Origin of the sequence: Methylovirgula sp. 4M-Z18 (genome assembly GCF_037890675.1) — a bacterium.
GTDB lineage: Bacteria > Pseudomonadota > Alphaproteobacteria > Rhizobiales > Beijerinckiaceae > 4M-Z18.
In genome coordinates, this window is the sequence record NZ_CP149574.1 from 4499295 (window position 1) to 4519408 (window position 20114).

Consider the following 20114-nt stretch of genomic DNA (forward strand, 5'->3'; position numbering starts at 1 on the left):
TCTTTCATCTTTTACGAAGCGATCCGACCCATCCGATGAGACCCGACCGTTACAACGTCCGCGAAGCCGAGCCGAAATGGCAGAAAATCTGGACCGAGCGCGGGACGTTCAAGACCGAGAACGCCGACCCGCGGCCCAAATATTACGTCTTGGAAATGTTCCCTTACCCGTCCGGGCGCATCCATGTCGGGCACGTGCGCAATTACGCCATGGGCGACGTCGTGGCGCGGTACAAGCGGGCGCGTGGCTTCAACGTGCTGCACCCCATGGGCTGGGACGCGTTCGGTATGCCGGCGGAAAATGCCGCGATGCAGAACAACACCCACCCGGCGAAATGGACCTACGCCAATATCGATCACATGCGCGGCCAGCTCAAGAACATGGGTCTGTCGCTCGATTGGTCGCGCGAAATCGCCACCTGCGATCCGAGCTATTACAAGCATCAGCAGCGCCTGTTCCTCGACTTTTTGCGCGCCGGCCTGGTCGATCGCAAGAAATCGAAAGTCAATTGGGACCCGGTCGATCATACGGTGCTTGCCAACGAGCAGGTGATCGACGGCCGCGGCTGGCGCTCCGGCGCCTTGGTCGAGCAGCGCGAACTCGTGCAATGGTTCTTCAAGATTTCGGATTTCTCCGACGAGTTGCTGCAGGCGCTGGAGACGCTCGACCGCTGGCCGGAAAAAGTGCGGCTGATGCAGCGCAATTGGATCGGTAAGTCGGAAGGCCTGCTGGTACGTTTCGGCTTGCGCGCCAATGCGACCAGCGCCGACGAGCTCGAAATCTACACGACGCGTCCAGACACGTTGTTTGGCGCGAAATTCATGGCGATCGCGCCCGACCATCCGCTTGCCACCAAAGCCGCGCAGAACGACCCGAAGCTGCAGGCCTTCATCGACGAGTGCCGCCGCATGGGCACGTCCGTCGCAACTTTGGAGACGGCCGAGAAGAAGGGCTACGACACCGGCATCCGCGCCGTGCATCCGTTCGATCCGTCATGGGAATTGCCGGTCTATGTCGCGAATTTCATCCTGATGGACTACGGCACGGGCGCGATTTTCGGCTGCCCGGGGCACGATCAGCGCGACCTCGATTTCGTCAACGCCTATGGCCTCGGCGTTACGCCCGTCGTCTGCCCGCCTGGCATCGATCCCGCGAGCTTCACGATCACCGACACCGCCTATGACGGGGACGGCACGATGATCAATTCGCGCTTCCTCGACGGCATGACCATTCCGCAGGCGAAAGAGGAAGTGGCCAAGCGGCTGGAAACGACCCGCATCGAAGAGAGCTCCGAAATTGTTGCGAATGGCGCAAGCGCCACACGCAATGCGCCGCAGGGCAAGCGGCAAGTGAATTACCGCCTGCGCGACTGGGGCATTTCGCGCCAGCGCTATTGGGGCTGCCCGATCCCGATCATCCATTGCGAAGTGTGCGGCACGGTGCCGGTGCCGATCAAAGACCTGCCGGTGAAACTGCCAGACGATGTCGCCTTCGACCAGCCCGGCAATCCGCTCGACCGGCATCCGACCTGGAAGCACGTGAACTGTCCGCAATGCGGCGCGGCGGCGCGGCGCGAGACCGATACGATGGACACGTTCGTCGATTCCTCGTGGTATTTCGCCCGCTTCACCGATCCGCACAATGCTGATGCGCCGACGACGCCCCAGGCGATCAATGAGTGGCTGCCGGTCGATCAATATATCGGCGGTATCGAGCATGCGATTCTGCATCTGCTCTATTCGCGCTTCTTTGCTCGTGCGATGCAGATCACCGGCCACGGCGGCGTGAAGGAACCTTTCGCCGGCCTGTTCACGCAAGGCATGGTGGTGCATGAGACCTATCGCAGCAAGGCGGGCGATTGGGTCGCACCCAGTGAAATCCGCATCGAGAGCGGCGCCAATGGCCGCCGCGCCTATCTGCTCAGCGACGGCTCGGAAGTCGAGATCGGCTCGATTGAGAAAATGTCGAAATCCCGCCGCAACACGGTCGATCCCGACGAGATCATCGGCACCTATGGCGCCGATACGGCGCGCTGGTTCGTGCTCTCGGATTCGCCGCCCGAGCGCGACGTCATCTGGACCGAGGAAGGTGTGCAGGGCGCGGCCCGTCTCATCCAGAAATTGTGGCGTCTCGTTGGCGAATTGAGCGACGCTGCTCTGCCGGCCGGCGCGGCTGCCCCGAACCAGTTTTCGGACGCCGCCCTCGCCGTGCGCAAAGCCGTGCATGACGCGCTGATCAAGGTCGGCACCGATGTGGAGCGGCTACGGTTCAATGTCTGCATCGCGCATATCAATACGCTGGTGAACACGCTGTCGAGCGCGATCGGTAGAATCGACGACGCGCAGATCGGCGATGACATGCGCTATGCTTTCCGCGAAGCCGGCGACATATTGGTGCAGCTTTTCGCGCCGATGATGCCGCATCTTGCCGAAGAATGCTGGGCGGCGCTCGGCCACCAGGATCTGGTCGCGGAAGCGGCCTGGCCGGTTGCCGATGTGTCGCTGGTGGAAGAAGATGAGCTCGTGCTGCCGGTGCAGGTGAACGGCAAGAAGCGCGGCGACGTGCGCGTGCCGCGCGACGCGTCGAAAGCGGATATCGAGGCTGCGACATTGGCGGTTGAATCGGTGCAGCGCGCGCTCGAGGGAAAGCTGCCGAAGAAGATCATTGTGGTACCCGGAAGGATCGTCAATGTCGTCGTTTAAGCGAAACCAGATGTCCGGCCTCGCGCGTGGCGCGCGTTTTGCCGCCCTGTTGCTGCTCGCCACGCCGCTTGCCGGCTGCTTCCAGCCCGAATTCGCCTCGACCGGTCCGGACGGTTCGCCGCTGGTCAAGGAATTGCAGGCGATCAAGGTCGACCCGATCCCCGATCGCGTCGGCCACTATCTCGGCAACGAATTGATCTTCGCGCTCAACGGAACGGGCCAGGCGCCCGAGCCGAAATATCATCTTCTGGTGACAGTGCGCGAAAGCGTGCAAGTGCCGCTGTACAATTCCTTCGGCGGCTATGCCGCGGCGGCAACCGTCGTCCTCGATGCGGATTATAAGCTTCTGCCGGCTGGCGGCGGTGCGCCGGTCGTGACTGGGACAGCCAAAAGCTCCGCCGATTACACGCGCAGCAACAACCGTTTCGCCAATATCCGCGCGGCGCGCGATGCGGAGATTCGCAACACGAAAGTGTTGGCCGATCAGATCCGCACGCGCCTGGCCGGGGCATTGGCGCAGAATACGCCGTAGCGTGGATGTGACGGTATTTTGGTAGGAATTGTCGACTGATTAAGTTGACAATTCCAGTCGAAGATATGGGACCAGACCGTCCAACCTTTCAAACCGAAGCTCGACGACATGACACAAGATTTGATCCAAGTGGATTATGCCGAGCCATCCGTTTCGGAAGATCAATGCGTTGTCCGGTCGACGCTTGGGTTTCATGCAACAATCGATCGGTTGAAGCGGGAAATCGAAACGCTGGATATGGGGGTGATTCATGAAATCAATCCGCAGATGCTGCTGGAACGGGGTGGGTACTCGATCCTCGGTGCGCGGCAAATCCTGTTTTTCCATCCGCGCTACGCCGCCCGCCTGCTCGCTCTCGATCCGGCCGCCTTTCCGGAAATCCCCTTGAAAGCCGTCGTGATGGAGGGGCGTGACGGCGCGATCACCGTGCGTTGCCGCCGGGTCGAATCGCTCTTCAAACCCTATCCCGCTCTGCAAGAACTTGCGGCTGAGCTGAGCGAAAAGGTGGGCAAGCTCTTCGCGACGGTTTCCTAGAGCAATTTTGCGTTCTTTCAGAATCGCGAAATTATTCTACATCTTTGTTTTGTCGCATTTTCGCTACGCGGACCTTCGGTTCTTAACCGAAAAGTCGGGCAACTTTGCTGGAAAATGCTCTAAGACGATATGGAGCCATGGAGGCTTTGATCGTTACGAAAACTGAAGGCGGCACGACGTCATGACTGCCATCAAGAATGCCGATGCCGATCGCTTTCTCGCTGATCCGCCGAAGGCGATCTTTGCCTTCCTGATTCACGGCAACGATCCGGGGCTCATCGCCGAGCGCGTTCAAGCGCTAACCAAAGCGAGCGTGGACGATGTCGCCGATCCATTTCAGCTCATTCGTCTCGACGGCGACGATGTCGCCGCAGATCCCTTGCGCCTTGTCGACGAAGCCAATACGATTCCGATGTTCGGCGGCCGCCGCGCCATTCTAGTTGACGCGGGATCGAAGAATTTTGCGCCGGCGCTCGAAATGCTGTTTGCCGCGCCACCCGTGGATTGCGCGATCATTATCGGCGCCGGAGCGCTGAAAAAAGACGCGCCGCTGCGCAAGCTGCTTGAGAAGGAGAAAGCCGCGGCGGCGATCGAATGCTATCCCGACGATGCCGCCGCCGTGCAAAAACTCATCGACGCCGAACTTCACGCAGCTGGCCTGACGATTTCGCAAGACGCAAGACAAATGCTGGCGGATCTTCTCGGCGCGGACCGGCTCACCACGCGCGCGGAACTGAGCAAGCTCGTCACTTATGCGCATGGGCAAAAGCAGATCGACGCACAGGACGTCGAGGCGATCGTCACGGACGCATCAGCGCTGTCCGTCGACACAGCCATCGATGGCGCGTTCAGCGGCCAATACGGCTCGATCGACGAAACGGCGGCCCGGGTGTGGATGGAAGGCGGCGACCCCGGCGTTCTCATCGGCACGGCGCTGCGGCATGCAATCAGCCTGCATCGTGCAAGACTCGATATCGACGGCGGCAAGCCCTTGGAGGGCGCACTGATGTCCGCTATGCCGCGATTGTTCTGGAAACGCAAAGCGACCGTTCAGCGGCAATTGAACGGCTGGAGCGAAACGAAATTGGCGCGCGCCATCGCCATTCTCGCCGAAGCCGTCGGCCGCGCCCGGCGCGAGCCCCGTCTCGGCGAAGTGATTGCGGTGCGTGCACTTTGGGCCGTAGCGCTCGCGGCGAAAAGCCGCTGAATGGAATGGACCGCAGCCTTCCAGGCCGCGCTCCATTCGTTACCCGAACGCCTTCAGCCGGTGGCTCAATTCGTCGAGCTGTTCGAGGTTCTTATATTTGATCCGCAATTCGCCGCCGGGATCCTTATGGTCGACCGTCACGACGAAGCCCAGCACATCGGTCAAGGTGCGCTCCAGCGCGCGCGTGTCGGCATCTTTCTCGATCGATGCCTTGCGCGGCGCCTTGGCCTTGGTCGTCGCATCTTCCAATTGCACTTGCGCGGCGCGCTCCGCATCGCGCACGCTCAAGCCCTGTTCGACAATGAGTTTCGCCAGCTTTTCGGGATCTGGAATGGCCAGCAGGGCGCGTGCGTGGCCCGCCGACAAATCGCCATCGCTCAACATGCGCCGCACAGATTCCGGCAAGCGCAACAGCCGCAGCGTGTTTGCCACATGGCTGCGACTCTTGCCGATCTTCTTCGACAGATCGTCTTGGGTGTAACTGAATTCGGCAATGAGATGCTGGTAGCCTTGCGCTTCTTCGAGCGCGTTCAAATCGGCGCGCTGCACGTTTTCGACAATCGCAAGTTCGAGCGATTCCTTGTCGGTCGCTTCAACCACCTGAACCGGCACTTCGTGCAAACCCGCGCGCTGCGACGCGCGCCAGCGCCGCTCGCCGGCAATGATTTCGAACGCGTCGCTTAAGCCGCTGATCGCACGCACGAGAATCGGTTGAATGACCCCCTTCTCGCGAATGGAATTCGAGAGATCTTCCAAATCCTCTTCCGCAAAAGCTTTACGCGGATTCTTTGGATTGGGCCGCAAAAATTCGACCGGCACGCGCCGTCCGCCACGAACCGGTTCGCGCTGTGCCACAGGCTCTTCTGGCGCATCGCCAAGCAGAGCGGCAAGACCACGGCCGAGGCGCTGACGTGGAAAGTCTTCTGACATGATCGACCTGCTTCTTACTATGCGGCGCGCAAACTGCGCTCGCGCTGAATGACTTCCGATGCCAAGCGCAAATAGGCTTGGCTGCCTTGGCATTTCAAATCGTAGAGCAGCACCGGCTTGCCATGCGACGGCGCTTCGGACACGCGCACGTTGCGTGGGATGATCGTGTCATAGACTTTGTCGCCCATGAACTTGCGCACGTCGGCGACGACCTGCGTCGCGAGATTGTTGCGCGGATCGAACATCGTCAGCACGATGCCGTGAATCGTGAGCTCAGGATTGAGCGTGCGCTTCACCTGATCGACGGTCGACAGCAATTGCGACAGACCTTCGAGCGCGAAGAATTCGCATTGCAGCGGCACGACGACGGAATCGGCCGCGACCAGCGCATTGATCGTCAGCAGATTGAGCGACGGTGGGCAATCGACCAACACATAGGTGAAACGTTCGGAGTCCGGTGCCGATGACACCAGCGTCTGCACCGCATGGCGCAATTTATACGCGCGATCCTTGTGCGGCGAAATTTCGAGTTCGACGCCGAGCAGATCGAGCGTCGAGGGCGCGACGCAAAGCCGCGGCACCGCGGTTTCGCGAATGACCGCGCTCAAGGGCTGCTCGCCGACGAGCACATCGTAGGTCGAGAGCGAACGGTCCTTGCGATTGATGCCGAGCCCGGTGGACGCATTGCCCTGCGGGTCGAGATCGACGATCAGCACCCGCTCGCCAATCGCGGCCAGCGCAGTGCCCAGATTGATCGCCGTGGTTGTCTTGCCGACGCCGCCCTTCTGATTGGCAAGAACGAGAATTCTAACACCAGGATTGAGAGCCATGAAATAACTCCGGAAATTTTACATGAACTATGTTGATGCATCGCGTAACTTTACAATCACGATGCGCGCATCCTGATGCGTTTTACTTAACTTCAGTTGATAATTAAGGTTACTATATTTCACTATACTGGTCAATTCTTTATCGACATCTTGCCCCTTTAAAAACACGCCGATCGCGCCTTTCTCCAGCAGATTCTTCGTATAGTCGACCAATTGCGCCAAAGGCGCCAAGGCCCGTGCTGAAACGGCGTTCACCTCGATGTTCAAGCCGGGCAGAATGGTTTCAATTCTCCCCACATGAACTTCCGCCGGCGCGCCCGTCGCCCGTGAGACCTCGCGCAGAAAGGCGCATTTGCGCTGGTCGCTTTCCACCAAATGCACCTTCGCATCCGGCCGATCTGCCAAACGCATGGCGGTAACCAGACCAGGAAAGCCGCCGCCCGACCCGATATCCACCCACACCCGCGCCTCGGGCGCACAATCCAGCACTTGCGCAGAATCGGCGATATGCCGAACCCAAAGATGCGGCAACGTTGCGGGTGAGACCAGATTGATCGTCTTCTGCCACTTTATCAGCAAATCGGCATAGATTTGCAAGCGCTCCAGCGTTTCACGTGAAACATCCATGAGACTTAAGGCGGTCTGATAATCGTTTAACGTGTTGGTCTGCTTTGACATTTCGTGGTCTGCCGAAACCGCTCCAGAAGAATTTATGCTGCGACTTTAGGTCCTTGAACGCGCCGCCCTTCCGGGCAAAACGTAGCATTCTCGTTAAGTTGATGTCACTGATTCGGTTGGTTGCACCCGAGATTCGCAGGAGGGTGGATTGCTTCGCTCTCAGTGAGCTTAGACGGGCTGCCCATATTTCAGAGGCCCGTCCGCAAATCCGAACTCGCGCTGTCCCCTGAAACCAGTTCAAAACCGTGAACTGGGCCAAGATTCCGCCGACCAGTACGCTCTTCAGGCGCGCCGGCGAACGCGCGCGGCTAACAGCGTCAACGCGGTCGGTGTCATGCCTTCAATGCGCCCGGCGTGGCCAAGGGTTGCCGGGCGAACCTGATCGAGTTTCTGCCGCAGTTCGTGCGATAGGCCGGCAATCGCCGCGTAATCCAGCGTGTTAGGCAAGGCGAGATCCTCGTCCCGCCGGAAACGATCGATATCGGTCTGCTGCCGCTCCAAATACACGGCATATTTGGCGTCGATTTCGAGCTGAGCCGCAATATTGGGCGCGATCGACTTGAGTTCAGGCCAGATGCCGCAAAGCTGCGGCAGCTCGATTTCCGGATAGGACAAGAGCTCGAAAGCCGAGCGGCGGATCCCGTCCCGATTGAGCGCAAGGCCGTGTTTGGCCGCTTCGGTCGGCGTCAACGTCAGGGACTCGAGTCGTTCCCGCCCCTCACGCAGGGCCTGATGCCGCTGCTCGAAAGCCTGCCATCGCGCTGTTCCGATGCAGCCGGCTTGAAGGCCCTTGGCCGTAAGTCGTTGATCGGCATTGTCGACCCGCAAAGTCAGCCGATATTCAGCCCGGGACGTGAACATCCGATAGGGCTCGGTGACGCCGCGCGTGATGAGATCGTCGATCATCACCCCAAGATAGGCTTCGGCCCGATCGAAGGTCAGGCCGGGCGCACCGGACGCGGTAAGCGCCGCGTTGATGCCGGCGACCAGCCCTTGCGCCCCTGCCTCTTCATAGCCGGTCGTGCCATTGATCTGACCCGACAGAAATAGACCGGCCACCCGCTTGGTCTCCAGCGTCGGCTTTAGTTCGCGCGGGTCGATGAAATCATATTCGATCGCATAGCCCGGACGCAGAATCTCGCAGCGCTCCAGCCCGGGAATCGTTGCAATAAAGGCCTTCTGCACATCCTCGGGTAGGGAGGTGGAAATCCCGTTCGGATAGACCGTGTCGTCGTCGAGCCCTTCCGGCTCCAGGAAAATCTGATGGCTGTCGCGATCGGCGAAGCGGACGATCTTATCCTCGACCGACGGACAGTAACGCGGTCCACGGCCGGCGATTTGGCCAGAATACATCGGTGCGCGGTGGATATTGGCGCGGATGATGTCGTGTCCGGTTTCGGTCGTGCGCGTGATATGGCAATCGACTTGCGGGTTGGTGATCCGATCGGTGAGGGCGGAAAAGGGTTCAGGAACGTCATCGCCCGGCTGCCGCTCCAACGACGCCCAATCGATCGTCCTCCCGTTCAGCCGTGGCGGCGTGCCCGTCTTCAAGCGGCCGAGCGCGAAGCCGCAGCGCTCCAATGTGGCCGACAAGCCGACCGACGGCGCCTCGCCGACGCGTCCGGCCGGGATCTGTACCTCGCCCATATGAATGAGACCACGCAGGAAGGTGCCGGAGGATAGGACCAAGGCGCCGCAGGCGAAGCGGCGGCCGTCCGCCATCAAAAGAGCCTCGGCCCGGCCATTTTGCAACTCGAGATCGAACGCATCGCCCTCAATCACCGTCAAATTGTTGGTCTCCCGGATCGCCGCCTGCATCGCCAGACGGTAAAGCTTCCGGTCGGCCTGGGCGCGCGGGCCGCGCACCGCAGGGCCTTTGCGACGATTCAAGACACGAAACTGAATGCCGCCTTGATCCGCAACCCGGCCCATGAGCCCATCGAGCGCATCGATCTCGCGCACGAGATGACCTTTGCCCAAGCCCCCGATCGCCGGATTACAGGACATGGCGCCGATCGTCTCGAAGTGATGCGTCACCAGAGCCGTGCGCGCGCCCATGCGCGCCGCCGCGCTCGCAGCCTCGCAGCCCGCGTGCCCGCCTCCAACAACGATGACGTCAAAAACCTGGGACATGTTTTACTCGAATTTGATGGACACCTGCCACCCCGTCATTGCGAGCGAAGCGAAGCAATCCATCCCCCGTAGCAGCCAGAGCCCCTAACTACGAGAGCCTCTTGTCCGTCATGCAGGTGGATTGCTTCGTCGCTCCGCTCCTCGCGATGACGGCGAGGCCGTCATTTGGACCAATGCTCGGCGCTTCCGATATCACGTTTTGGTGTGCGACGCATCCGGAGTTTTGCTGGATTCTCGAGGTAAACGGGGCTTCAGAACAATCGGATGAATAGAATTCGTCAGACCCGCAGATCGTCATTGCGAGCACAGCGAAGCGATCCATCTCCGCAGCGGACAGGGTCTCCAGCTTCGGGAGCCTCTTGTTCTTCATGCAGGTCGATTGCTTCGTCGCTCCGCTCCTCGCAATGATGGCGAGGCTGTCATTTAGACCGATGCTTGGCGCCGTCGGTCCCGTGTTTTGACATCCCTCCAATGTTTCACGTGAAACATTGCCTCACTTGCCGATGCAGAAACTCGAAAAGATTTGACCCAGGATATCCTCAGGACTGATCCGGCCTGAAATCCGGCCCAGTTCGTTGGCCGCCAGGCGCAATTCTTCTGCCACCAGCTCAATGGGCAGATTTGGCGACTCAATCAAACGCGTGAGACAGGCTTCTGCTGCCTGCAAGGCCTGGCGATGCCGCTCCCGAGTGATCAGGCCACCCTCGCCGCCGACCAACCCGGCCCGTGCCCGGTTCGCGACCTCCGCCACCAATCGGTCGAGCCCTGCGCCAGTGCGGGCGGAAATGACCAGGCTCTTGTGCGCGGTGGCGCCCGGATGCGCATCGGCTTTGGTGAGGACATCGAGCTGCGGCGCGTCTGATGCGACGATCAGATCCGCCCCGCCCTGCCCGATCTCGCGCAAGCTCAAAATCAGATCGGCCCGCTCCGCCCGGGCGAGCGAGCGGCGCACACCCTCCTGCTCCACCTCATCGCTCGCCGCGCGCAGCCCGGCCGTGTCGACCAGCACCACCGGCAGTCCGTCGAGTTCGAGATGGACCTCCAGAAGATCGCGCGTCGTTCCGGCCTGAGCGGAGACGATTGCGACGTCCCGCCTCGCCAGCGCGTTCATCAACGTCGACTTGCCGGCATTGGGCGGACCGGCAATGACCACGTGAAATCCGTCGCGGATCCGCTCCCCCACCGGCGGTGCCGCAAGCAGCGCGCGAAGATCCTGCAAAACAAACTGAACACGCACCGCCATGGCGGCAGCGACATCGGCCGGAACATCGCCTTCATCGGAAAAATCGATCTCCGCTTCTACCGCAGCTTGCGCCTGCAGCAGCGCCTCGCGCCACCGTTCCGCCTGTTGTCCGAGCGCGCCGTCGAGATGGCGGAGGGCCTGTCGCCGCTGGGCCTGAGTCTCGGCGTCGATCAAATCGGCAAGACCCTCCACTTCCGTCAGGTCCATTTTGCCGTTTAGGAAGGCGCGGCGGGTGAACTCGCCAGGCTCCGCCGGGCGACATCCTGCAAGGGCGGCCAGGGCGGAAATAACACCGGCGATGACGGCGCGGCCGCCGTGCAGGTGCAGTTCCGCGCAATCCTCACCTGTAAAGCTACTGGGACCAGGAAACCACAACACCAAAGCCTGATCCAGGACACGGCCCTTCGCATCGCGCAAGGCCGCGAGCGTCGCCAGACGCGGCACCGGCACAAGGCCCGCCAGGGCCTGCAATGCATCCCGTGTTTGCGGTCCGGAAATTCGAATGATGGCGATCGCGCTTTTGCCCGCCCCTGTCGCAAGCGCGAAGATTGTCTCCTGCTGCACAAAAATCCCCTGGCTTTACCTGTCCACAACCCGATAATCGCAAGATATCACGACGGATCCCGCCATGCGCAACGAACTCGACCACTCGCTGAGCCCCTATCTGCTGCAACACCGGGACAATCCGGTCCATTGGCAGATGTGGGGCAAGGAGGCTTTGGCCGAAGCGCAGCGATTGGGCAAGCCGATTCTCTTGTCCATCGGCTATGCCGCCTGCCATTGGTGCCATGTGATGGCGCATGAGAGTTTCGAGGATCAGGCAACCGCCGATCTGATGAACGATCTCTTCGTCAATATCAAAGTCGACCGCGAGGAGCGGCCGGACATCGACCATATCTATATGAGCGCACTGCACGCGCTCGGTCAGCATGGCGGTTGGCCGCTCACCATGTTCCTGACCCCGTCCGGCGAGCCCTTCTGGGGCGGCACTTATTTTCCGCCGCAAGCCCGATATGGCCAGCCGGCCTTCAAGACCGTTTTGCGGGAAGTACGTCGAATCTATCAATCGGATCCGGACCGGATCACGCATAATACGATGACCCTCACGGAAGCCCTCCGATCGGAAACGACGGGCCGTACGGATCTCGATCTCACCCCTGCCATGTTCGACGGATTGGCCGAACGGCTCGGCCAGGCACTTGACCCGGTCAACGGCGGTCTGTCGGGCGCACCGAAGTTTCCCAATGCACCGATCCTCGAATTCCTCTGGCGCGGCGCCGACCGGCAGGAGGATGCGCATTTGCGTGAAGCGTTGCTGCACACCTTGCGGCGGATTTGCCAGGGCGGCATTTACGATCACCTTGGTGGCGGCTTCGCCCGTTACACGGTCGACGCGCGCTGGCTGGTGCCCCATTTCGAGAAGATGCTGTACGACAATGCGCAACTGCTCGACCTACTCAATCTTGCCCATCAGGCCACGGGCGAGCCGCTGTTCCGCGCCCGGATGGAGGGCGTGGTCGATTGGCTCGTGCGGGAAATGACCGATCCGCAAACGGGTGCTTTCTTCTCCAGCCTCGATGCCGACAGCGAGGGTGTGGAAGGCAAGTTCTACGTCTGGAGTTGGACCGAGATCGCGGATGTTCTGGACGAGGAAGATGCCGCTTTTTTTGCCCGGTTCTACGATTGTCCCGAGGCCGGCAATTGGCATGACGAACACACCGGTCAAAGCACCATCATTTTGAACCGGCTCGACATGCCGCTCGGCGAGGCCGGAGAAGAAGGCCGTCTCGAGGGACTGCGGCAGAAGCTCTTGGCCCGCCGCGGCGCCCGCATTCGCCCAGGGCTGGACGACAAGATCCTGGCGGATTGGAATGGCCTGATGATTGCGGCCCTGGTCCAGGCCGGATTGAGCTTGCAGCGTCGGGACTGGATCGCCATGGCGGAGCGGGCTTTTCATGGCATCGTACAATCCCTCGCCTATCGCGGCGCCGATGGACATGAGCGCATCGGCCATTCCTTTCGCGGCGGGCAAGCGGTCCGTCCGGGATTTGCCCTTGACCATGTCCAGATGATCCGCGCGGCCCTCTGCTTGCAGCAGGCGCGGCCCGATGATCCGACCTTTCTCGCGTGGGCACTCGATTGGGCGCGCGCGCTTGAAACCTATCATCTCGATCCTGTGTCTGGCTTGCTGACGCAAGCGGCGAACGACGCGCAAGACTTGATCGTCAAACTCAGTCCGACAAGCGACGATGCTGTGCCGAACGCCCATAGTGTCTGGCTCAAGGCATTGATCGAGCTTGCGGCCTTCACGGGCGACGAGACGTGGCGCGACAAGGCCGACGCGCTTTTACACAGTGTCACAGCGGCGATTGCAAAAAATCCATTTGGGCATTGTGCTTTACTCAGCGGTTTCGATTATCGCCTGCGCGCCAAGGAAATCGTCCTCATCGGCAAGGATCTCGATGCTTTGCGCCAAGCCGCCACCGGTGCATCGCCGCTCAATCGCATCATCGTCGATTTTGGCGAGGGGACATTGCCGGATCATCACCCGACGCAGGCGCAACGTGCCTTGGCTAAGCACGGCGCCGTTTTCATTTGTTCGGCGGGCACCTGCTCTCTGCCAATCTATAGCACCGCAGATTTGCGAGCCGTTTTGTCAGGTGAACGTTCTTAGATCGCGGCAGCTTCAATAAACTAGGTTCATAATCGAATTCAGACGTCTTGCGTTCGGCAGTGCATTTTGTGCGCTAGCTGGTGCATGATGCTCGCGACCGTTCAAAGGAGGTCGTGATGCGATCCGCACTGCTCATCGTTTGGACTATGGTGCCGTTGATAGTCCTTGCCGCAATCAGCGGCGCACAGGCATTCCCCGCCAAATGTTTGCTGCAAGTCGACGGCAAAAATTACCTGAACGGGCGATGCAATGTCGATGCAGATTCCGACGGCAGTTTCAGCATCGGAACAGGGGAGTCACAAGGCCCCAATGCCGGTTCGCCCTATTTTGCCTATGTGAACGTCGTTCCAGGCAATAGCGACAACGCCGAAGCATGGTGGAACGAGACACCCCGCTCCACACATGCAAACAGTTCGCTCGGGACAGTAACGCGCAGCAATGATAACGCATGTTGGATCAACGCCCGCGCGAAAATATGCTGGTCGAAATTTTAATCGATCTATTCGGCGGACGATTCGATCGCCGCCATAGTATGTGGTGGCCGGCGGCTTGCGAGGGTGATCTGCGCGAGGATGAAGGACACGAGTGCACAGACGGCAATCGCGAGAATCATCACCTGTAACGTGCCGCCGAGCGCACTGGTCACGGCCATCACCGCGGCGCCGGTCAAAAATTGCAACGTGCCCATCAGCGCCGAGGCCGTGCCGGCGATCTTGCCATGATCTTCCAACGCCAGCACCACGGAATTTGGAATGACCAGGCCGAGAAAAGCATAGCCGATGAACAACAGCACCATCGGCACGAGAATATGATTGACGCCGGCAAGCACAAGGCCCGCCAAAAGCAGCATCGGCACCACATAGCCGAAGGTCGCAAAACGAACGACGTTCCGAAGACCGAAGCGCGCGGCGAGCATGCCGTTGCTCTGCGCAGCCGCGAAGAACGCTGCCGCATTCAGCGAGAAGCATAGGCTATATTGGGTTGGCGTGAGGCCGTAATGTTCAATCAGCACGAAGGCCGAATTGGCGAGATAGGCAAAAAAGCTGCTGATGCCGAACGCGGCGATGAACGTGATTCCCAGGAACGGCAGATCGGTCATCAATGTGCGATAGCCGGCAAAAGCCGATTTGAAATCGCTTTCGGTTCGGGCGGATGGTGGACGGGTCTCAGGCAGGAAAATCGCGATCAGAACGATGCCGCCAAGCGCCGCAACGATCACCATCCAGAAGATCATGCGCCAGGTTGCCCAGGCAATGATGAAACTGCCCGTGAGCGGGGCGAGCAGCGGCGACACGCTGAAAACCAGCATCAGCAACGACATGAGCCGCACCGCCTCGGGGCCGGTATGGAGATCTCGGACCACGGCCCGAGGGACGACCATGCCGGCGCACGCGCCGATCCCCTGCAAAAAGCGGAAGCCCATCAGGACATGAATGTCCTTCGCGAGCGCACAGCCGAGGCTGCCGACCATGAAAATGCCGAGGCCAAAATAGAGCGGCATACGCCGACCCAGCATGTCGGACAAAGGGCCATAGATCAGCTGGCACACGCCGATCGCGATGAAAAACGCCATCAGGCTCATTTGCACGGTGCCGGTATCGGCGCCGAGCGTCGCCTTGATCGCCGGCAAGGCGGGCAAATACATGTCGATGGCAAATGGGCCGATGGCGCTCAGCAAGCCAAGCACCACGGCGTAGCCGACAAATTTGGGTTTCATGACGGAAGAATCGCTTTTCCAGAGATCAAAAATCGAACTGGTCCAGCTAAGCTAGGGCGCGCGACCAGATCTGGCAACAGCCGCGCCCCAGTTGGAACGCGCGTCAGGTATTCATCTTCTCGAAGAAATCCGCATTGACCTTGGTCTCGCGCAACTTGCCCAAGAGGAATTCGATGGCATCCACCGTCCCCATCGGGTTGAGAATGCGGCGCAGCACATACATTTTCTTGAGCACGTCCGGCGGCACCAGCAGTTCCTCTTTGCGCGTGCCGGAGCGGGTGATGTCGATTGCCGGAAAGACGCGCTTGTCGGACACTTTGCGGTCGAGGATGATTTCCGAATTGCCCGTGCCCTTGAATTCTTCGAAGATCACTTCGTCCATGCGCGATCCGGTATCGATCAGGGCGGTGGCGATGATGGTGAGCGAGCCGCCTTCTTCGATATTGCGCGCCGCACCGAAGAAGCGCTTCGGCCGCTGCAGCGCGTTCGCGTCGACACCGCCGGTCAGCACCTTACCTGACGACGGCACGACGGTGTTATAGGCGCGGCCGAGACGGGTGATCGAATCGAGCAGAATGACCACATCGCGGCCATGCTCGACCAGACGCTTGGCCTTCTCGATCACCATTTCCGCCACTTGTACGTGCCGCTGCGCCGGCTCGTCGAAGGTCGAAGACACGACCTCGCCTTTGACCGACCGCTGCATGTCAGTGACTTCTTCCGGCCGTTCGTCGATCAAAAGCACGATCAGATAAACATTGGGATGGTTGGCGGTGATCGATTGCGCGATATTCTGCAGCAGCACCGTCTTACCGGTGCGCGGCGGCGCGACGATAAGTGCGCGCTGGCCCATACCGATCGGCGAGACAATATCGATGACGCGGGCAGAATAATCCTTGCGGGTCGGATCCTCGATCTCGAGCCGCAACCGCCGGTTCGGATAAAGTGGCGTCAGATTGTCGAAATGCACCTTGTGCCGAATTTTTTCCGGATCTTCGAAATTGATCGTCGTGACTTTGAGCAGCGCGAAATAGCGCTCGCCTTCCTTAGGGCTGCGAATCATCCCCTCGACCGTATCGCCCGTGCGCAGGCCGAAACGGCGGATCTGTGACGGCGACACATAGATATCGTCCGGACCGGGCAGGTAATTGGCGTCCGGCGAGCGCAAGAAGCCGAAACCGTCCTGCAGCACTTCGACGACCCCTTCGCCGATAATCTCGATCTCTCGGCTGGCCAGTTGCTTCAAGATGGCAAACATCAATTCTTGTTTGCGCATGATCGAGGCGTTTTCGACCTCATGTTCTTCGGCAAAGGAGAGCAATTCAGTCGGGGATTTGGCTTTTAATTCTTGAAGTTTAATTTCCCGCATTGTGGGGGGTTATCCTGGAAAAGAGCCACGTTCTCCGTGGCCCATAAGGGGGAGAAAGCAGCTCATTCAAGCGCAAACAGACGTTGCGCTCCGATGTTTCAGCGCGGAATTTTGCGCCACGCAAAAGTTAAGAAACATCCAACTGCATAGGGAGGGAATTCATCATTTATGCTGATTCCAGATCTTTGGCAAGAGAGCCCAAATCTTTTTGAACCTAGGCGAACAAGATAGGGCTTGAACGCCGTTCAAGTCAGAACGGTCGTACGATCACCATAATGACAATGCCGATCAGCAGGACCGTCGGGATTTCGTTCAAAATCCTGTAATATTTTGAAGATTTTACGTTCCGATCCTCGGCGAAGGCACGCACTTTGCCGACCAGAATGCCGTGCACCGCCGAAAGAAGAAGAACCAACGCAAATTTGGCGTGAAACCAGCCCTGTTTATAGGCTTCGCTTTCATAAGCGAGCCACAGCCCGGTCAGCCATGCCACCACCATGGCGGGATTGATGATCGCCTTCAGCAACCGGCGTTCCATCACCTTGAACGTCTCCGATTGCGGCGAGCCGACCGGCGTCTCGGCGTGATAGACGAACAGGCGCGGCAGATAGAGCATTCCCGCCATCCAGGCGAAATCCGCAATCACATGCAGCGCCTTGATCCATAAATACATGATCATATCTCCGAAAAGGTCCGAATGCGCTTCAGCATTTGCTCGACATGGGCGATCGGCGTCTCGGGCAGAATGCCGTGGCCGAGATTGAAGACATGGCCGCCTTTGGCGAAAGCCTTCAAAATGCCGTCCACCGCGTGATCTAGCGCCTTGCCCCCTGCAAGCAACGCGAGCGGATCGAGATTGCCTTGCACCGGCACGAGGCTCTGTACCTCCCGCTGGGCGAAAACAGGGTCGACTGCCGTATCGAGACCGATCATATCGGCTCCCGACAGCCGCGCGACCCGGACGAGATGCGATGCGGCGCCGCGCGGAAACGCGATGATCTTCGCTTGCCGATGCTTACTCCTGACCCCGCCGATGATCTTTTGCAGGGGGATGAGGCACCATTTATCGAACTCGCCCGCAGGCAAGACGCCTGCCCAGGAATCGAAGATCTGTACCGCATCCACGCCGGCGGCGATCTGCTCGTTCAGATAGGCAATGGAGGCGTCGATGAGCTTGTCGATCAGCCGTTCCATCAGGTCCGGAAAGCGATAGGCGAAGAGCCGGGCCGGTGCCTGATCGGGCGTGCCGCGACCGGCAATCATGTAACTTGCAACGGTCCAGGGCGCGCCACAGAAGCCCAGAAAAGCCACATCCGCTGGCAGCTCGGGTCGCACCCGCTGGATGGTCTCGAAAACCGGCGCAAGGCGCTTCAAATCGATCCTATCGTGTAACCGCGCAAGGTCCGCTGCGGTTTCGATCGGCTTCAGTCTCGGCCCCTCGCCGACCTCGAACGAGACCTCTTGTCCCAGCGCATCGGGAATGACGAGAATATCGCTGAAGAGGATCGCCCCGTCGAAGCCAAAACGGCGGATGGGCTGCAAGGTCGCCTCGCTGGCAAGCTTGGGCGAATAGCAAAAATCGAGAAAGCTTTTGGCGCTTCCTCTTATGTCGCGATATTCGGGCAGATACCGCCCCGCCTGCCGCATCAGCCAGACCGGACGCTGGGCAATGTGTTCGCCTTGCAAGACGCGAAGCAGCGGCTTGGCTTGAGAGGAAGCACGGACGTTCAAGGTCATATCTAAATATCTTTTTAAATCTTTGACTCTGTGTCTGCTGTGCTTAGAGCTTGGATTGTCATTATCCGCAAGCCCGCACATTCCATCCCCGCGTTAATCGTAAATTTACCGCTTCGCGCGGCGGCTTGCGCACGCTTACGCCCATTAATAATTCGTTAAGGTTTTCAAACGGTAACCTAGGTCTATGTTAAGGTATTGTTAAGATTTTCTCCCCGTTATCCCCGTTTCTCAGAGAAGGAGTATCTTATTTCATTCACCTCATCTTTACTGTTGATGGGTCGTCGCGAAATCGTCATCCTGTCCCCAGTCCGCCTGTTTGCGGCCGACCTGTCCCGCGTTTTCCACAAGCTCCCTCCCCGCCTGTGAAAAGATGAGAGCGTCCCGATGAGCCGCAATTATTTCCACCTGCATCTCGTCTCGGATGCGACCGGCGAAACCTTGATTTCCGTCGGTCGGGCGGCATCCGCCCAGTATCAGGGCGTTTCCTCGATCGAGCACGTCTATCCGCTGGTGCGCAGTACCCAGCAACTCGACCGGGTGATCTCCGAAATCGACAATGCGCCCGGCATCGTTCTCTACACATTGGTAGAACAGGACCTGATCGAAAAGCTGGAGGCAGCCTGCAAGGAGAGCGGTTCGCCCTGCTTTTCGGTGCTGCAGCCGATTCTGAACTTGTTTCAGTCCTATCTCGGCACCGTCTCCGATGCGCGGCCCGGCGCGCAGCACATGCTCAATGCCGATTATTTCAAACGGATCGACGCGCTGAATTTCACGATGTTGCACGACGACGGTCAGATGCCCGCCAATATGGAGGAGGCCGACGTGGTGCTTTTGGGCGTTAGTCGCACGTCGAAAACGCCGACCTCGATCTACCTCGCCAATCGCGGGATCAAGACGGCGAATATTCCGATCGTGCCGGGCGTGCCGCCGCCGGCCGGTCTTTCCGATCTGCGCAATCCGCTCATCGTCGGCCTGTTCGCGTCGCCCGAGCGCATCGTGCAGATCCGGCAAAACCGTCTGCTCAGCTTGAATGCTGATATCGAAACGCCCTATGTCGATAAAATGTCCGTCGCCGAAGAGATCGCGCAATCGCGGCGGCTGTTCAATCAATATGGCTGGCCAGTGATCGACGTCACTCGGCGCTCGATCGAGGAGACCGCAGCGGCGATAATCGATCTTTACCGGGCGCATCGGATGAAGTTCATTGCCCAAGCCTGATCGGCCGACATTCTGGCGCGGCGATAGGCCGCTGCTGCTCGCTTCGAAAAGCGCCGTCCGCCAGGATCTTCTGCGTGCCGCTCGTCTCGCTTTCACTGCCGTTCCAGCTCAGGTGGACGAGCGGGCTCTCGAGCGCGAACATGGCGGATCGCCCGAAAGTCTCGCACGGCATCTGGCCCGCGCCAAGGCATTGGCCGTCAGTGCGCACCATCCCAAACATTATGTTCTGGGCTGCGATCAAATCCTGTGTCTTGACGGCACGATCTTTCATAAGCCCGAGACGATGCAGGACGCGGCGGCCCAGTTGCAGCAATTTGCCGGCAAGACGCATCGCTTGATCTCCGCCTTCAGCCTCGTTGCGCGCGGCGATGTCATTGCCGAAGAGTCCAGCGAAGCGCGCCTGTCCATGCGGAAGATGTCGGGCGACTTCATCGCCGCCTATCTCGATGCGATAGGGGACGCGGCGTTACAGTGCGTCGGCGCCTATCAGATCGAGGGTACGGGCATGCACTTGTTCGAGACGGTCGAAGGCGATCATTCGACGATCTTGGGGTTGCCGCTGCTGAAATTGCTTGCGGCCCTGCGGCGCTTGGACCTGATGATCGGCTGA

Annotated in this window: 17 protein-coding genes; 8 read left to right on the forward strand and 9 right to left on the reverse strand. The window is 59.7% G+C overall.

Features of this window, described 5'->3' with window-relative positions:
• Positions 1 to 35 precede the first annotated feature (35 nt).
• The 4 genes from leuS to holA all read left to right on the forward strand — a co-directional run bounded on the left by leuS (position 36) and on the right by holA (position 4975).
• Complete coding sequence (gene leuS, locus V9T28_RS20800) at positions 36 to 2702, forward strand: leucine--tRNA ligase (RefSeq protein ID WP_116401865.1); 2667 nt, start codon at positions 36 to 38, stop codon at positions 2700 to 2702.
• Positions 2689 to 3234, forward strand: a complete 546-nt coding sequence (gene lptE / locus V9T28_RS20805; protein ID WP_116401866.1) for an LPS assembly lipoprotein LptE — start codon at positions 2689 to 2691, stop codon at positions 3232 to 3234. Before leuS ends, lptE begins: the two co-directional genes overlap by 14 nt.
• A 108-nt stretch (positions 3235 to 3342) precedes the next feature.
• Positions 3343 to 3768, forward strand: coding sequence for a DUF302 domain-containing protein (locus V9T28_RS20810; protein WP_116401867.1), 426 nt, complete (start codon positions 3343 to 3345; stop codon positions 3766 to 3768).
• A gap of 181 nt (positions 3769 to 3949) precedes the next feature.
• Positions 3950 to 4975: a DNA polymerase III subunit delta gene (gene holA, locus V9T28_RS20815; RefSeq protein WP_116401868.1), complete on the forward strand. Its 1026-nt coding sequence runs from the start codon at positions 3950 to 3952 to the stop codon at positions 4973 to 4975.
• Positions 4976 to 5014: 39 nt separating this feature from the next.
• Here holA and V9T28_RS20820 read toward each other — a convergent pair whose 3' ends face one another.
• The 5 genes from V9T28_RS20820 to mnmE all read right to left on the reverse strand — a co-directional run bounded on the left by V9T28_RS20820 (position 5015) and on the right by mnmE (position 11359).
• A complete protein-coding gene (locus V9T28_RS20820; RefSeq protein WP_116401869.1) occupies positions 5015 to 5905 on the reverse strand; it encodes a ParB/RepB/Spo0J family partition protein in 891 nt (296 codons plus the stop codon).
• Positions 5906 to 5922: 17 nt separating this feature from the next.
• Complete coding sequence (locus V9T28_RS20825) at positions 5923 to 6735, reverse strand: ParA family protein (protein ID WP_116401870.1); 813 nt, start codon at positions 6733 to 6735, stop codon at positions 5923 to 5925.
• Between the two features lie 27 nt (positions 6736 to 6762).
• A complete protein-coding gene (gene rsmG, locus V9T28_RS20830; RefSeq protein WP_116401871.1) occupies positions 6763 to 7413 on the reverse strand; it encodes a 16S rRNA (guanine(527)-N(7))-methyltransferase RsmG in 651 nt (216 codons plus the stop codon).
• A 282-nt stretch (positions 7414 to 7695) separates the two neighbouring features.
• Positions 7696 to 9546, reverse strand: coding sequence for a tRNA uridine-5-carboxymethylaminomethyl(34) synthesis enzyme MnmG (gene mnmG / locus V9T28_RS20835; protein ID WP_116401872.1), 1851 nt, complete (start codon positions 9544 to 9546; stop codon positions 7696 to 7698).
• A 493-nt stretch (positions 9547 to 10039) separates the two neighbouring features.
• Positions 10040 to 11359 carry a tRNA uridine-5-carboxymethylaminomethyl(34) synthesis GTPase MnmE gene (gene mnmE / locus V9T28_RS20840; RefSeq protein ID WP_116401874.1) on the reverse strand — a complete coding sequence of 440 codons (1320 nt, stop codon included), beginning with the start codon at positions 11357 to 11359 and terminating at the stop codon, positions 10040 to 10042.
• A 58-nt stretch (positions 11360 to 11417) separates the two neighbouring features.
• Between mnmE and V9T28_RS20845 the strand changes: the two genes are divergently transcribed.
• Positions 11418 to 13463, forward strand: a complete 2046-nt coding sequence (locus V9T28_RS20845) for a thioredoxin domain-containing protein (protein ID WP_116401875.1) — start codon at positions 11418 to 11420, stop codon at positions 13461 to 13463.
• A gap of 116 nt (positions 13464 to 13579) precedes the next feature.
• Positions 13580 to 13957 carry a hypothetical protein gene (locus V9T28_RS20850; RefSeq protein ID WP_116401876.1) on the forward strand — a complete coding sequence of 126 codons (378 nt, stop codon included), beginning with the start codon at positions 13580 to 13582 and terminating at the stop codon, positions 13955 to 13957.
• 5 nt (positions 13958 to 13962) lie between these two features.
• On the opposite strand, the gene V9T28_RS20855 is transcribed toward V9T28_RS20850, so the two are convergent.
• The 4 genes from V9T28_RS20855 to hemE all read right to left on the reverse strand — a co-directional run bounded on the left by V9T28_RS20855 (position 13963) and on the right by hemE (position 18286).
• Positions 13963 to 15180 (reverse strand): multidrug effflux MFS transporter, encoded by a 1218-nt coding sequence (locus tag V9T28_RS20855; protein ID WP_116401877.1) that lies wholly within the window; start codon positions 15178 to 15180, stop codon positions 13963 to 13965.
• Positions 15181 to 15283: 103 nt separating this feature from the next.
• A complete protein-coding gene (gene rho / locus V9T28_RS20860; protein ID WP_116401878.1) occupies positions 15284 to 16549 on the reverse strand; it encodes a transcription termination factor Rho in 1266 nt (421 codons plus the stop codon).
• A gap of 250 nt (positions 16550 to 16799) precedes the next feature.
• Positions 16800 to 17222, reverse strand: coding sequence for a protoporphyrinogen oxidase HemJ (gene hemJ / locus V9T28_RS20865; RefSeq protein ID WP_116401879.1), 423 nt, complete (start codon positions 17220 to 17222; stop codon positions 16800 to 16802).
• Positions 17223 to 17224: 2 nt separating this feature from the next.
• Positions 17225 to 18286: a uroporphyrinogen decarboxylase gene (hemE, locus tag V9T28_RS20870; protein ID WP_116401880.1), complete on the reverse strand. Its 1062-nt coding sequence runs from the start codon at positions 18284 to 18286 to the stop codon at positions 17225 to 17227.
• A 384-nt stretch (positions 18287 to 18670) separates the two neighbouring features.
• Between hemE and V9T28_RS20875 the strand changes: the two genes are divergently transcribed.
• Positions 18671 to 19504, forward strand: a complete 834-nt coding sequence (locus V9T28_RS20875) for a pyruvate, water dikinase regulatory protein (RefSeq protein WP_116401881.1) — start codon at positions 18671 to 18673, stop codon at positions 19502 to 19504.
• On the forward strand, positions 19491 to 20114 hold the full coding sequence (locus V9T28_RS20880; RefSeq protein ID WP_116401882.1) for a Maf family protein: 624 nt from the start codon (positions 19491 to 19493) through the stop codon (positions 20112 to 20114). The genes V9T28_RS20875 and V9T28_RS20880 overlap by 14 nt, the downstream gene beginning before the upstream one ends.